At 69.1% G+C, this 14,611-nt stretch carries 13 protein-coding genes; 12 read left to right on the top strand and 1 reads right to left on the bottom strand.

The window, feature by feature from the left end; translation table 11 throughout:
* Positions 1 to 36 precede the first annotated feature (36 nt).
* The 6 genes from AQJ27_RS39240 (at position 37) to AQJ27_RS39215 (ending at position 7,409) form a co-directional block, all read left to right on the top strand.
* Positions 37 to 624, top strand: a complete 588-nt coding sequence (locus AQJ27_RS39240) for a CGNR zinc finger domain-containing protein (RefSeq protein WP_067379872.1) — start codon at positions 37 to 39, stop codon at positions 622 to 624.
* 333 nt (positions 625 to 957) lie between these two features.
* Positions 958 to 1,494, top strand: a complete 537-nt coding sequence (locus AQJ27_RS39235; protein ID WP_054229655.1) for a sigma-70 family RNA polymerase sigma factor — start codon at positions 958 to 960, stop codon at positions 1,492 to 1,494.
* 38 nt (positions 1,495 to 1,532) lie between these two features.
* On the top strand, positions 1,533 to 2,321 hold the full coding sequence (locus AQJ27_RS39230) for an anti-sigma factor family protein (protein WP_067379870.1): 789 nt from the start codon (positions 1,533 to 1,535) through the stop codon (positions 2,319 to 2,321).
* An 83-nt stretch (positions 2,322 to 2,404) separates the two neighbouring features.
* On the top strand, positions 2,405 to 4,831 hold the full coding sequence (locus tag AQJ27_RS39225) for a HelD family protein (protein WP_067379867.1): 2,427 nt from the start codon (positions 2,405 to 2,407) through the stop codon (positions 4,829 to 4,831).
* 424 nt (positions 4,832 to 5,255) lie between these two features.
* Positions 5,256 to 6,677 carry an NAD-dependent malic enzyme gene (locus tag AQJ27_RS39220; RefSeq protein WP_067379864.1) on the top strand — a complete coding sequence of 474 codons (1,422 nt, stop codon included), beginning with the start codon at positions 5,256 to 5,258 and terminating at the stop codon, positions 6,675 to 6,677.
* Between the two features lie 450 nt (positions 6,678 to 7,127).
* Positions 7,128 to 7,409 carry an HU family DNA-binding protein gene (locus AQJ27_RS39215; RefSeq protein ID WP_007382399.1) on the top strand — a complete coding sequence of 94 codons (282 nt, stop codon included), beginning with the start codon at positions 7,128 to 7,130 and terminating at the stop codon, positions 7,407 to 7,409.
* Between the two features lie 188 nt (positions 7,410 to 7,597).
* Here the strand turns inward: AQJ27_RS39215 and murA are convergent, their stop codons facing one another.
* Positions 7,598 to 8,944 carry a UDP-N-acetylglucosamine 1-carboxyvinyltransferase gene (murA, locus tag AQJ27_RS39210; RefSeq protein WP_067379861.1) on the bottom strand — a complete coding sequence of 449 codons (1,347 nt, stop codon included), beginning with the start codon at positions 8,942 to 8,944 and terminating at the stop codon, positions 7,598 to 7,600.
* Between the two features lie 280 nt (positions 8,945 to 9,224).
* Here murA and AQJ27_RS39205 point away from each other — a divergent pair, with 280 nt between their 5' ends.
* The 6 genes from AQJ27_RS39205 (at position 9,225) to AQJ27_RS39180 (ending at position 14,610) form a co-directional block, all read left to right on the top strand.
* The gene (locus AQJ27_RS39205) at positions 9,225 to 9,800 is read left to right on the top strand and encodes a YqgE/AlgH family protein (RefSeq protein WP_054229660.1); all 576 of its coding nucleotides are present in this window, start codon (positions 9,225 to 9,227) and stop codon (positions 9,798 to 9,800) included.
* A 154-nt stretch (positions 9,801 to 9,954) separates the two neighbouring features.
* Positions 9,955 to 10,656 carry a transposase gene (locus AQJ27_RS39200; protein ID WP_341866134.1) on the top strand — a complete coding sequence of 234 codons (702 nt, stop codon included), beginning with the start codon at positions 9,955 to 9,957 and terminating at the stop codon, positions 10,654 to 10,656.
* 296 nt (positions 10,657 to 10,952) lie between these two features.
* On the top strand, positions 10,953 to 11,249 hold the full coding sequence (locus tag AQJ27_RS39195) for a DUF3039 domain-containing protein (RefSeq protein WP_075029065.1): 297 nt from the start codon (positions 10,953 to 10,955) through the stop codon (positions 11,247 to 11,249).
* A gap of 253 nt (positions 11,250 to 11,502) precedes the next feature.
* The gene (locus tag AQJ27_RS39190) at positions 11,503 to 12,822 is read left to right on the top strand and encodes an extracellular solute-binding protein (RefSeq protein ID WP_201264421.1); all 1,320 of its coding nucleotides are present in this window, start codon (positions 11,503 to 11,505) and stop codon (positions 12,820 to 12,822) included.
* Positions 12,823 to 12,826: 4 nt separating this feature from the next.
* On the top strand, positions 12,827 to 13,759 hold the full coding sequence (locus AQJ27_RS39185; RefSeq protein WP_067379858.1) for a carbohydrate ABC transporter permease: 933 nt from the start codon (positions 12,827 to 12,829) through the stop codon (positions 13,757 to 13,759).
* A 2-nt stretch (positions 13,760 to 13,761) separates the two neighbouring features.
* Positions 13,762 to 14,610: a carbohydrate ABC transporter permease gene (locus AQJ27_RS39180; protein WP_373559073.1), complete on the top strand. Its 849-nt coding sequence runs from the start codon at positions 13,762 to 13,764 to the stop codon at positions 14,608 to 14,610.
* The last annotated feature ends 1 nt before the right edge of the window (position 14,611 follow it).

The following is a 14,611-nucleotide window of genomic DNA, read 5'->3' as shown; positions in this document are numbered from 1 at the left end:
CCCTCACGGCGGTAACCCCAAGGCGGTGACAGGCACATGGCATCGGGCATGGCCACGGCCTCGTACGAGCTGAGATTCGACTCCGGGCGGATCTGCCTGGACCTCCTCGCGACCACCCACCCCGAGGAACGGCTGGACTCGGTGGACCGGCTGCGCGCCTGGATCACCCGCTCCGGGCTCGTCCCCGCGGGCACCCCGCTCGCGGCGGCCGACATCTCCTGGCTCGTGGGCTTTCGCGAACTACGCGGTCATGTCGGCCGGTTGGTCCGCGGCGAGCTGGACGCGCGGCCCGCCGACACCGCGCTCGCCCGCGTCAACGCCGTCGCGCTCGCCGCCCCGCCCGCCCCCTGGGCCGTACGCGCGGACGACGGCTCGCTGCGGCGCCGGCTGCACACCCCGCCCGGCCGCCCCGGGTTGCTCGCCGTCATCGCCCGCGACGCCCTCGAACTGCTCACCGACCCGGCGGCGCGCGCGAGCCTCAGACAGTGCGAGGGGGACAACTGCCCGATCGTCTACCTCGACACCTCCCGGGGGCGGCGTCGCCGGTGGTGTTCCAGCGAGGTGTGCGGAAACCGGGAGCGGGTGGCCCGGCATCGGCGCCGGGCGGCCCTCGCCCGCGCGTGAACCGCGTATGACGCTTGTGAACCGTCCATGACGCTGTGAATCGTCTATGACACGCGCGAACCGTGTATGAAACGCGTCACAGTGCCCCGGCCCTCGGCGACGCGATCCGGAGTCTTCGCTTCACCCCTACGTGATGTGTCGATCGCTTGAAGTGATCAACAAACTTCCTTCACAACCTTTCCAAGAAATATGTCCCACCTCTTTGAACATGCGCACGCCCAGACACGTACTCCGGGACGAGCGACCGACTGGGGGATCCCCCGGACACCGGAGGTAGGCGTGCGCAAGGATTCCGCCGTGGCTGATGAACGAAGGTCAAGGGCCCGACATCGCATGAATCCGTCTGCGTCGGCTTCGTCGAACGAACCCGACGAGGAGCTGATGCGTGCGCTGTACCGGGAACACGCGGGTCCGTTGCTCGCGTATGTGCTGCGGCTGGTCGCGGGGGATCGGCAACGTGCCGAGGACGTTGTGCAGGAAACACTCATCCGTGCCTGGAAGAACGCCGGTCAGCTCAATCGGGCGACCGGTTCGGTACGACCCTGGCTGGTGACGGTCGCCCGGCGCATCGTCATCGACGGCCACCGCAGCCGGCAGGCCCGGCCGCAGGAGGTGGACCCGTCACCGCTGGAGGTCATCCCCGCGGAGGACGAGATCGACAAGGCGTTGTGGCTGATGACACTGTCGGACGCGCTGGACGACCTGACCCCTGCTCACAGGGAAGTTCTGGTCGAAACGTACTTCAAAGGGCGTACGGTCAATGAGGCGGCCGAGACGCTCGGCATACCCAGCGGCACCGTGCGCTCCCGGGTGTTCTACGCCCTGCGGTCGATGAAGCTGGCGCTGGAGGAGCGGGGGGTGACGGCATGAACGCATACGGGGGTTACGGAACAGGCGGTCCAGGAGCCATGCAGGGACCACGGGGACAACAGAACCCCGGTGACAACATTCACGAAACCGTCGGCGCCTACGCCCTCGGCATCCTCGACGACGCCGAAGCGACGGCCTTCGAGGCCCATCTCGCCACCTGTGAGTGGTGCGGCCAGCAGCTCGACGAGCTCGCCGGGATGGAACCGATGCTCGCCGCGCTCGCGGATCTGCCCGCCTCCCAGGGCACCCCGGCCATCGGCGAGTCGCTGGCCGCCCGCCCGAGCCCACAGCTCGCGGAACGGCTGGTCGACGAGGTGTCGGAGCGACGCGCGGTCAAGCGCCGGCGCGGCCTCTACCTCGTGGCCGCCGCGGCCGCGCTGATCATCGGCGGCCCGCTGACGGTGATGGCCGTCAACGGCGGCGGCACCACCACCACCGCGTCGCCCGACTCTGCGATGGCCACCAGCCCAGCCAAGGCCGCCTTCGACGTCATGACGGACAAGAAGTCGGCCACGGACCCGAGCACCAAGGTCAACGCCGTCGTCGCGATCGAGAAGAAGGACTGGGGCACCCACGCCGTCCTCCAGCTCAAGAACGTCAAGGGCCCGCTGAAGTGCTCCCTGATCGCCGTCGGCAAGAACGGCGAACGCGAGACGGTGACCTCCTGGTCGGTCCCGAACTGGGGCTACGGCATTGCGAACGCCAAGACGGAAGAGGCGAAGAAGCCCCTCTACGTCCACGGCGGCGCGGCCTTCAACCCGAGCGAGATCGACCACTTCGAGGTCATGACCTTCGACGGGAAGCGGCTCGTCGAGGTGAACGTGTGAGCGATCTCGGGGCGCGCACGTAGCCTCACGGGGTCCCCTTCGCGTACGGTTGACGGCTGCCCAGCACGTCAGAAGGGGGCCCGGTGGCCGCTCAGGCTCAGCAGGAAACCGCGCTCGACCAGATCCACGATTCCGCACAGGACGATTCCGTACGGGATCGTGAGATCAGCGTCGAGCAGCAACATCTGGACCGGGTGTACCGGCGCCTCGAGGAGAAGATCCACGAGGCGGAGTTCCTGATGAACGATGCCGCCCAGCGCGGCCAGGTCGGTACACCGGGGGCGCTCGCGGAGCGCGACGCCCAGGTGTTCCGGGCGGGGATTCATCTGAATCGCCTGAACAACGAGTTCGAGGACTTCCTCTTCGGCCGGATCGACCTGTTGCTCGGGAAGGACGGCAAGAAGGGCCCGGACGGCGCCTACACGGCTGTCGAACCGGCCGAGGGTGTCGTACAGGTGGACGAGACCGGTCAGTACGCCACCATCGCCGAGACGCTCCACATCGGCCGCATCGGGGTGCTGGACGCGGACTACGCGCCGCTGGTCATCGACTGGCGGGCGCCCGCCGCGGCCCCGTTCTACCGCTCGACACCGGTCGACCCGGGCCGCGTCGTACGCCGCCGGGTCATCCGCTCCAAGGGCCGCAAGGTCCTCGGCGTCGAGGACGACCTGATGCGCCCCGAGCTCAAGGCCACCCTCGACGGCCGGGAACTCCCGGTGATCGGCGACGGCGCCCTGATGGCCGCGCTCGGCCAGGCCCGCAGCCACACCATGCGGGACATCGTGGCGTCCATCCAGGCCGAACAGGACCTGGTGATCCGCGCCCCCGCCGCGTCGGTGACCTACGTGGAGGGCGGCCCCGGCACCGGCAAGACGGCCGTGGCCCTGCACCGGGCGGCCTACCTCCTCTACCAGGACCGCCGCCGGTACGCGGGCGGCATCCTGATCGTCTCCCCGACCCCGCTCCTGGTCGCCTACACGGAGGGCGTGCTGCCCTCCCTCGGCGAGGAGGGCCAGGTCGCCATCCGCGCCATCGGCTCCCTCGTCGACGGCGCGGAGGCCACCCTGTACGACTCCCCGGCCGTCGCCCGCGCCAAGGGCTCGTACAGGATGCTCAAGGTGCTGCGGAAGGCCGCCAGGGGCGCGCTGGAGACGCCCGGCGGCAGCCCGGGTCGGTCCACCGCCGCCGGGGGCCGGTCGGAGCAGCTCGCCTTCGGCGAGGAGGCCGCCCCGGCCCCCGCGGGCACCCCCACCCGCCTGCGCGTCGTCGCCTTCGGGCGGCGCCTGGAGCTGGAGGCCGCCGAGCTCGACCGCATCAAGCACAACGCGCTGAGCGGGACCGCGCCGGTGAACCTGCTGCGCCCGCGCGCCCGCAAGCTGCTGCTGGACGCGCTGTGGGCGAAGTCCGGGGCCGGTACGCGGCACACGGACCCGGAGCTGGCCGCCGAGCTGCGGTCGTCCTTCGACGAGGACGTCGCCTCCGAGGACAGCTTCATCGACTTCGTGAACGCGTGGTGGCCCGAGCTGACCCCGCGGGGCGTCCTCGCCGCCATGGCAGACGAGCGGCGCCTCGGCCGCTGGGCGCGCCGGATCCTCAACCCCGGCGAGGTGCGCCGGGTCGCGCGCTCGCTCAAGCGGGACGGGCTGTCCGTCCACGACGTGGCGATGCTGGACGAGCTCCAGGCGATCCTGGGGATGCCCGTCCGGCCCCGCAAACGCCGTGAGCTGGACCCGCTGGACCAGCTCACCGGTCTCGAGGAGCTCATGCCCGTACGCGAGGAGTCGCAGCGCGAGCGGGCCGAGCGGCTGGCGCAGGAGCGCGTCGAGTACGCGCACGTCATCGTCGACGAGGCGCAGGACCTCACGCCCATGCAGTGGCGGATGGTGGGCAGACGCGGCCGGCAGGCCACCTGGACCGTCGTGGGCGACCCGGCGCAGTCCTCGTGGTCGGACCCCGACGAGGCCGCGGAGGCCCGTGACGAGGCCCTGGGAAGCCGTCCCCGGCGCCGCTTCACCCTCACCGTCAACTACCGCAACCCCGCCGAGATCGCCGAGCTGGCCGCCAAGGTCCTCGCCCTCGCCATGCCCGGCTCCGAGTCCCCCTCGGCCGTACGGTCCACCGGGGTCGAGCCGCGTTTCGTGGCGACGAACAAGGCGGACACCGGCGTACGGGACTCGCTCGCGCAGACCGTGCGCGCCGAGGCCGCGCGTCTGCTGGACCGGGTGGACGGCACGGTGGGCGTCGTGGTGGCCATGAACCGGCGCGAGGAGGCCGCCCGCTGGCTCGCCGGGCTCGGCGAACGGGTGGTGGCGCTCGGGAGCCTGGAGGCGAAGGGACTGGAGTACGACGCGACGGTGGTCGTCTCGCCGGCGGAGATCGCCGACGAGTCGCCCGCGGGTCTGCGGGTGCTGTACGTCGCCCTCACCCGGGCCACGCAGCAGCTGACGATCGTCTCCGGCGACCGCGACGAACCCGACGCGAACGGGGTGCCGGATCTGCTCCGGGACTGACCCCCGAGGGGGCCGACGCCCCAAATGAACTCTCGGGGTGGGAATTGCCTTACGGGGATCGTTTGTTACCGTGGATGTGACACCGGCCCGATCCAAGCCCCCGGGCCCAACCTTCGTCGCTACGAGCGACCACTTGCCGCGAGGCGAGCATGGCGGGTCGGTGTCACTGAACGAGAAGAGGCTCACGTCACCTGACGTGAGCCTCTTTCGTTGTCCGGCTCTCGTTGGCCGAACGTTTCCCCCGAGGTTCACGTACTCTCGTATGGTGGAAGTTGCCTTCCGAAAATGCACGCCTTACCTGCGAACAAAACGTTCGCAATCCGGGGCGGCTACCACGTACTGAGGGGTAGGTGCGACGATCGGACGGCATACCCGCGAGACAGCGCGACCCAGCAGTACACGGTGAAAGCAGAGGAAGTCGGCCATGGCAACGGCGCCCAGCGTCTCCTACTCGATTACGGTCCGACTGGAGGTGCCCGCGAGCGGAACCGCGGTCTCCCAGATCACCACGGCCGTAGAGTCCCACGGAGGCTCGGTGACCGGCCTCGACGTGACCGCCTCAGGCCACGAGAAGCTCCGGATCGACGTCACCATCGCGGCGAGCTCCACGGCCCACGCCGACGAGATCGTCCAGCAGCTGCGCGGCATCGAGGGCGTCACGCTGGGCAAGGTCTCCGACCGTACGTTCCTCATGCACCTCGGCGGCAAGATCGAGATGCAGTCGAAGCACCCGATCCGCAACCGTGACGACCTCTCCATGATCTACACCCCGGGCGTGGCCCGCGTGTGCATGGCGATCGCCGAGAACCCCGAGGACGCCCGCCGCCTCACCATCAAGCGCAACTCCGTTGCGGTCGTGACGGACGGCTCCGCCGTGCTGGGCCTCGGGAACATCGGCCCGATGGCCGCCCTCCCGGTCATGGAGGGCAAGGCGGCCCTCTTCAAGCGCTTCGCCGGCATCGACGCCTGGCCGATCTGCCTGGACACCCAGGACACCGACGCGATCGTCGAGATCGTCAAGGCCATCGCCCCCGGCTTCGCGGGTATCAACCTGGAGGACATCTCCGCGCCGCGCTGCTTCGAGATCGAGGCCCGGCTGCGCGAGGCCCTCGACATCCCCGTCTTCCACGACGACCAGCACGGCACCGCGATCGTCGTCCTGGCCGCCCTCACCAACGCCCTGCGCGTGGCGGGCAAGGCCATCGGTGACATCCGGGTCGTCATGTCCGGCGCGGGCGCGGCCGGTACGGCCATCCTGAAGCTGCTCATCGCCGCGGGCGTCAAGAACGCCGTCGTCGCCGACATCCACGGTGTCGTGCACGCGGACCGCGCGGACCTCGTCGACGCGGCTTCCGACTCGCCACTGCGCTGGGTCGCCGACAACACCAACCCCGAGGGCCTCACGGGCACGTTGAAGGAGGCCGTGCGCGGCGCCGACGTGTTCATCGGCGTCTCCGCCCCGAACGTGCTCGACGGCGACGACGTGGCCGCCATGGCCGAGGGTGCCATCGTGTTCGCGCTCGCGAACCCCGACCCCGAGGTCGACCCGGCAATCGCCCGCCAGACCGCGGCAGTTGTGGCCACCGGCCGCTCCGACTTCCCCAACCAGATCAACAACGTGCTGGTCTTCCCGGGCGTCTTCCGCGGCCTCCTGGACGCCCAGTCCCGCACGGTCAACACCGAGATGATGCTGGCCGCCGCGGCCGCGCTCGCGGACGTGGTGACCGAGGACGAGCTCAACGCGAACTACATCATCCCCAGCGTCTTCAACGACAAGGTCGCGGGCGCGGTCGCCGGAGCGGTGCGCTCCGCGGCGAAGGCCGCGGGTGTGACAGCGGCGGAGTAGGGCACTCGGCGCCGGTACGGGCGTCGCCGGGGGCCTGCCGCCCCCGGATCCGGCGGTGTGACTTGCTGTGACGATCGCCACGACGGCCGCGCGTCGGCGCGTCGCGGGATGCGGGGTCCCTGGCCGCCCTCTAGGGTGGCGGCCAGGCTCAGGCCTCCCAGGCCTCCCAGGCCCTGCGGTCCGCTGCCGGGAGCGGACGGAGCGTCACCACACTGAGGCAGTGGCGCTTTTCGTGTGACTCCCAAGGGTGTTCGTGTGACTCCCAGGGGTGCCGGATTGGCTTTCCCGCCGCAGGTGGGGGCAGGATGCGTCTTCGGGCGCGAGGGTCTGGCTACGGACCCGGGTCCGGGGACCGACCGAGGGCCCTGGCAGCATCGGCTTCGCCGCATCCAACATGCGGCTCCGCCGCGTGGCACGCCTCAACGGCAAGAAGAACACGGGAGTAACAACATGAACCGCAGTGAGCTGGTGGCCGCGCTGGCCGACCGCGCCGAGGTGACCCGCAAGGACGCCGACGCCGTTCTGGCCGCGTTCGCCGAGACCGTCGGCGAGATCGTTGCCAAGGGCGACGAGAAGGTCACCATCCCCGGCTTCCTGACCTTCGAGCGCACCCACCGTGCCGCTCGCACCGCGCGCAACCCGCAGACCGGCGACCCGATCCAGATCCCGGCCGGCTACAGCGTGAAGGTCTCCGCGGGCAGCAAGCTCAAGGAAGCGGCCAAGGGCAAGTAGCCGCGTCCGTGTGCCTCGGGACGGCGCACGAACCGCAGTAACGCCAATGGGGCGGCCCCCTTGACCGGGGGGCCGCCCCATCGTCGTACGCACACCTGGAACTGTGGCCCGGGCGCCGTCAGCGCCGCCGGGCGACAGACAGCCGTGCTACCCGAGCGCCGGCCGTGCTGTCCCGGGCGTCAGCCGTGTTATCCGAGCGCCTTGCCCGGCAGCTCCACCTTCGCGCCCAGTTCCACGAGCTTCTCCATGAAGTTCTCGTAGCCGCGGTTGATCAGGTCGATGCCGTGGACGCGGGAGGTGCCCTGGGCCGCGAGGGCGGCGATCAGGTACGAGAAGCCGCCGCGGAGGTCGGGGATGACCAGGTCGGCGCCCTGGAGCTTGGTGGGGCCCGAAACGACGGCCGAGTGCAGGAAGTTGCGCTGGCCGAAGCGGCAGTTCGAGCCGCCGAGGCACTCGCGGTAGAGCTGGATGTGCGCGCCCATCTGGTTCAGCGCGGAGGTGAAGCCGAGGCGGGACTCGTACACCGTCTCGTGGATGATCGACAGACCCGTGGCCTGCGTCAGGGCGACCACCAGCGGCTGCTGCCAGTCGGTCTGGAAACCGGGATGGACGTCCGTCTCCAGGGCGATGGACTTGAGCTGCGAGCCCGGGTGCCAGAAGCGGATGCCCTCGTCGTCGATCTCGAACGCGCCGCCCACCTTGCGGTAGGTGTTCAGGAACGTCATCATCGAGCGCTGCTGGGCGCCGCGGACGTAGATGTTGCCTTCGGTCGCCAGCGCCGCGGAAGCCCAGGAGGCGGCCTCCAGGCGGTCCGGGAGAGCCGCGTGGGTGTAGCCGCCGAGCGAGTCCACACCGGTGATGCGGATCGTCCGGTCGGTGTCCATGGCGATGATCGCGCCCATCTTCTGCAGTACGCAGATGAGGTCCTCGATCTCGGGCTCCACGGCCGCGTTGGACAGCTCGGTGACGCCCTCCGCGAGCACCGCCGTCAGCAGCACCTGCTCGGTCGCGCCGACGGACGGGTACGGCAGCTGGATCTTCGTGCCGCGCAGCCGCTGCGGAGCCTCCAGGTACTGGCCGTCCGCGCGCTTCTCGATCCGCGCGCCGAACTGCCGCAGCACCTCGAAGTGGAAGTCGATCGGCCGGCCGCCGATGTCACAGCCGCCGAGACCGGGGATGAACGCGTGCCCCAGACGGTGCAGCAGCGGGCCGCAGAAGAGGATCGGGATGCGCGACGAGCCCGCGTGGGCATCGATGTCGGCGACGTTCGCGCTCTCCACGTGCGACGGGTCGAGGATCAGCTCGCCCGGCTCCTCACCCGGACGGACCGTCACGCCGTGCAGCTGCAGCAGCCCGCGCACGACGCGCACGTCGCGAATGTCGGGGACATTGCGCAGTCGGCTCGGAGCGCTGCCCAGGAGGGCGGCGACCATGGCCTTCGGTACGAGGTTCTTCGCACCGCGGACACGGATCTCGCCCTCGAGCGGGGTTCCGCCGTGGACAAGCAGTACATCGTCAGAGCCGTTGACGGTCATGTATCTCGCGTTCCGATGAGTTGGGCAGGAAAATGCGTCGGCAGGCCGGTTGGGCGGGAGCCGAAGAGCAAGGGTAATCGCCGCCCACCCCCCTTAAGTAGGCCCAAGGACCACCCAGGAACGTCATAGCTTTGCCACAACACGAACCGTTCCGAATCGGGCACACGGGGTCACCGGTAACGGTGTGCGCGGGGGACGCTCCTCTGCGCCCTGAGCTGCATTCACTCGGGTACGGGTATTGGGTCCCCCTACCCGGGGAAGATGCGGGATCATGTCTGGCATGACCGAGGTGTCCTCGCTCACAGGGCGGCTGCTCGTGGCCACGCCCGCCCTGGCGGACCCGAACTTCGACCGCGCGGTGGTGCTGCTCCTCGACCACGACGAGGAGGGCTCGCTCGGTGTCGTCCTCAACCGGCCGACCCCGGTGGACGTCAGCGACATCCTGGAGGCCTGGGCGGACCTGGCCGGGGAACCCGGCGTCGTCTTCCAGGGCGGCCCGGTGTCGCTGGACTCGGCGCTGGGCGTCGCGGTGATCCCGGGCGGCGTCGCCTCCGGGGAGCGCGCGCCACTCGGCTGGCGGCGGGTGCACGGAGCGATCGGCCTCGTCGACCTGGAGGCCCCGCCGGAACTCCTCGCCTCGGCCCTCGGATCCCTGCGAATCTTCGCCGGGTACGCGGGCTGGGGCCCCGGCCAACTGGAGGACGAACTGACAGAGGGCGCCTGGTACGTGGTGGAATCCGAACCGGGAGACGTCTCCTCCCCGTCCCCGGAGCGTCTCTGGCGCGAGGTCCTGCGCCGCCAGCGCAACGAACTCGCGATGGTGGCGACGTATCCGGACGACCCTTCGCTCAACTGATGTCCGCGACCAGCGGGGCAGGTTTGCCGTGTTCGAATGCAGTTGCGGTGAATGCCGGATGGCGTCACGCGGGTGAAGCTGGTGGTGCAGGTAAAGCTGCTGCCGACGCCTACTCAGGCCGTGGCGGGTCAGCCGGATCGCTTTCGAACAGGATGTGAAGAAGAACTTCGCTCTGCGAAAGCTCACCTATGACGCGGTGAAGTCCCGATGGGGGCTCGGCGCGCAAGCCGCCCAACATGTGATCAAGAAGACCTGCGATGCGTACGCGACGCTTCGGGCCAATGTGAAGGCCGGTAACTACGGTGGCCCTGGCTCGAAGCGCTGCCGGAGGGTCTCGGAGAAACCGGTCGTCTTCCGCTCCGAGGGTGCCCAGCCCTACGACGACCGCATGCTCTCCTGGCGGATCCGGGAACGCACGGTTTCGATCTGGACCGTGGAGGGTCGGGTGAAGAGCCTGGCCTTCACCGCTGACCCGGAGCAGTTGGCCCGCCTGGCGTTGTACCGGCAGGGGGAGTCGGACCTGCTGTGCCGTGACGGTATGTGGTTCCTGATCGCCACCTGCGAAGTCCCGGAGGCGGCGTTGACGACCGAGCCGGTGGACTTCCTCGGCGTCGATCTGGGGATCGTGAACATTGCCGCGACGAGTGACGGCGAGATCATGGCAGGGCGCGAGCTGAATCGGGCCCGGGTTCGTGACCGCGACCTGCGGAGGAAGCTCCAGAAGAAGAACACTCCGTCTGCCAGACGCCGCCTGAAGAAGCGGCGACGTAAGGAGGCCCGGCGGGCGAAGGACGTCAATCACAAGATCGCGAAACGGTTGGTGGTGGAGGCTGGGGGTACCTCCCACGCCCTTTAGGCAGTGGGGGAGCACCGGTCGCGGAATTGCCCTGGAAGATCTCACGGGCATCCGCGAGCGGGTACGGCTTCGGGAGCCTCAAAGAGCCACCCACTCCTCCTGGGCGTTTGCCCAGCTCGGAGCCTTTATCGCAGAGGCATGGAGTTGTGGCGACGCGGGGCCCCATCGACGGCCCCGGCCCCACCCAGACAGCGACAGGGCGGGGCTGGACGCAAACGAGGTGTCACAGCCAGTGGCGCGCTTGTTGTGCAAGCCGAGGAACCATAGTTCCCGGCAGTTGATTACCCTTGGCTCCCATGAGCACTCTTGAGCCTGAGACCCAGCCCCAGCGAGGCACTGGGACGGGGACCCTCGTAGAGCCGACGCCGCAGGTGTCGCACGGCGACGGGGACCACGAGCGCTTCGCCCACTATGTCCAGAAGGACAAGATCATGGCGAGCGCCCTCGACGGCACGCCCGTCGTGGCCCTCTGCGGCAAGGTGTGGGTCCCGGGTCGCGACCCGAAGAAGTACCCCGTGTGTCCCATGTGCAAGGAGATCTACGAGTCCATGGGCGCCGGCGGCGACAAGGGCAAGGGCGGCCAGGACAAGTAACGGGCCCCGCCGAGCACCGGCGGCCCGACGATCACAAGGCCCTCGGGGCGCGTTCCGACGCGCCCCGAGGGCCTTTGCGTCGTGTGCGCCGGCGGTCCTCGCGCCGGTTGCCGTTGCACATGGTGCGCCCTGTGGTCACAGAGTGGTTGAGACCTCTTGTGGACATGTTCATGTAGTCCATAGCCTCCGGTGTGTTGTGCAGAGCGAAACCGCCATTGCGTATGTTGCAACGCTCCCCATCGGAGGATGCTCGATGAAGCTCTCTGTGAAGCTGCCCGTGAAGCTCCCCGCCCGAACGGCCGTCGCCCTCGCCGCCCTTGTCGTCGCCACCGCCTGCGCCCCCCAGACCTCCGGCAACTCCTCCTCCGGAAAGGACGAGAAGACCGGCACGCTGCGGGTCTGGCTCTTCCAGGAAGTCAACAACGGGCCGAAGGAGAAGGTCGTCGACGCGGCCGTCAGCACCTTCAAGAAGGCCCACAAGGACACCAGGGTCACCATCGAGTACATCCCCGTGGAGACCCGCGCCCAGCGCATGAAGGCCGCCTTCAACGACCCGAAGAGCGCCCCCGACGTCATCGAGTACGGCAACACGGACACCGCCGGCTACGTCAAGGACGGCGGACTCGCCGACGTCACCGAGGAGTTCACCGACTGGAGCGAGGCCAAGGACACCGACCCGACCGCGAAGCAGTCCGTGACGGTGGACGGGAAGATCTACGGCGCCCCGTTCTTCGTCGGCGTCCGCGCCCTCTACTACCGCACCGACATCCTCAAGGACCTCGGCCTCGAAGCCCCCAGGACCCAGGCCGAGTTGATCTCCACCGCCAAGAAGATCCGCGCGGCCGATCCCGACCTCTACGGGCTCGTGGTCGGCGGCGCCTACACGTACGGAGCGATGCCCTTCATCTGGTCCCAGGGCGGCGAGATCGCCCAGGGCAAGGGCGGCTCCTACGCCGCGGCCATCGACAGCGCGGCCGCCCAGAAGGGCATCAAGGCCTACACCTCGCTGTTCGGCGCCGACAACTGTCCCGCCGCCAAGTGCGCGGGCATGACCGGCAACGACACCGTCACCGCGTTCTCCTCCGGCAAGGCGGGCATGGCCATCGGCGGCGACTTCAGCCACGCCGCGATCGAGGCCGGGAAGATCAAGGGCAAGTACGCGGTCGTGCCGTTGCCCGGTGTGAAGCCGGGCTCGGTGGCCCCGGCGTTCGCGGGCGGCAACAACATCGGCGTCCTGAAGAGCACCTCGCACCGCACCCTCGCCGTCGACCTGATGGAGCAGCTGGCGAGCAAGAAGACCCAGAGCGAGCTCTTCGACGCCATGGGGTTCCTGCCCACGTACACCGACGTGCGGGACGCGGTCGCGAAGAAGCAGCCGTTCGTCGCGCCCTTCGTGAAGACCCTCGCCTCGGGCGCCAAGTTCGTGCCCGCCTCGGCCGCCTGGTCCCAGATCGACGCCTCGCTCGTCCTGCCGACGATGTTCCAGGAGGTCATCAGCGGCAAGAAGGACGTCGCTGCGGCCTCGAAGGACGCGGCGAAGAAGATGAACGACGCGTTCGGCTCCGTGGGGTGAGCGGATGACCACGCAAGAGGCTGTCACGGTCGCGAAGGCCGCGGCCGGCGTCCCCGGCCGCCGGCGCGCCCGCTGGACCCCCTGGCTCTACCTCGCCCCCGCCCTCGTCGTCCTCGGCGCCCTGCTCGTCTACCCCATTTATCAGCTCGGCCTGATCTCGCTCCTGAAGTACACCCAGGCACAGGTCAGCGGCGGCGAACCGACCGCCTTCGAAGGGTTCGGCAACTACACCACCCTCTTCGCCGACGACCAGTTCTGGCAGGTCCTGATCGCCACGCTGGTGTTCGCGGCGGCCTGCGTGCTCTCCACCCTGGCCGTCGGCTGCGCCCTCGCCGTGCTCCTCACCCGCGTACGGGCCCTGCCGAGGCTCGCGCTGATGCTGGCCGCGCTCGGCGCGTGGGCGACCCCGGCGGTCACCGGGTCCACGGTCTGGCTGTTCCTGTTCGACCCCGACTTCGGGCCCGTCAACCGGGTCCTCGGAATCGGCGACCACTCCTGGACGTACGGGCGCTACAGCGCCTTCGCGCTCGTCCTGCTCGAAGTGGTCTGGTGTTCCTTCCCGTTCGTGATGGTGACGGTCTACGCGGGGATCCGCGCCGTACCGTCCGAAGTGCTGGAGGCGGCCGCCCTGGACGGCGCCTCGCAGTGGCGGATCTGGCGCTCGGTGCTCGCACCACTGCTCCGCCCGATCCTGGTGGTCGTCACCATCCAGTCGGTCATCTGGGACTTCAAGGTCTTCACGCAGATCTACGTGATGACGAACGGCGGCGGCATCGCCGGCCAGAACCTCGTGCTGAACGTGTACGCCTACCAGAAGGCCTTCGCCTCCTCGCAGTACGGCCTCGGCTCGGCGATCGGCGTGGTCATGCTGGTGATCCTGCTGGCGGTCACGCTGGTGTACCTGCGCATGCTGCGCAGGCAGGGGGAGGAACTGTGAGCCTGATACCCGGCTTCGTACGGCGTCCCCGGCGCCCCTGGCGGCTCGCCGCCGAGGCGTCCGCACTGCTGATCGCGGTGGTCGTCGCCTTCCCCCTCTACTGGATGGTGCTCGGCGCCTTCAAACCGGCCGGGGAGATCGAGTCGACCGAGCCCCGGCCGTGGACGCTTTCGCCCTCCCTGGATTCCTTCCGCCGCGTCTTCGGGCAGCAGGAATTCGGCCGCTACTTCGTCAACAGCCTTGTCGTGGCAGGGTCCGTGGTCGTCGTCTCGGCGCTGATCGCGTTTCTCGCGGCGACGGCCGTCACCCGATTCCGCTTCCGTTTCCGGACCACCCTGTTGATCATGTTCCTGGTCGCGCAGATGGTGCCCGTCGAGGCGCTGACGATCCCCCTCTTCTTCCTGATGCGGGACTTCGGCCAGCTGAACACGCTGGGCTCGCTGATCCTGCCGCACATCGCCTTCTCGCTGCCGTTCGCGATCTGGATGCTGAGGGGTTTTGTGAAGGCGGTTCCCGAGGCGCTGGAGGAGGCCGCGTACATCGACGGGGCGAGCCGTACGCGATTCCTCTGGCAGATCCTTTTCCCGCTCGTCTTCCCGGGGCTGGTGGCCACGAGCGTCTTTTCCTTCATCTCGGCCTGGAACGACTTCCTGTTCGCCAAGTCCTTCATCATCAGCGACACCTCGCAGTCCACCTTGCCGATGGCCCTTCTTGTCTTCTACAAGCCCGACGAGCCGGACTGGGGCGGCGTGATGGCGGCGTCCACGGTGATGACGATTCCGGTGCTCATCTTCTTCGTACTCGTACAGCGACGCCTGGTCTCCGGCCTCGGCGGAGCGGTGAAGGACTGAC

The sequence above is a fragment of the Streptomyces olivochromogenes genome (assembly GCF_001514115.1).
GTDB classification, from domain to species: Bacteria; Actinomycetota; Actinomycetes; order Streptomycetales; family Streptomycetaceae; genus Streptomyces; species Streptomyces olivochromogenes.
Note: the sequence above shows the minus strand (reverse complement) of the source record. Positions and strands in the feature narration are given on the sequence as shown.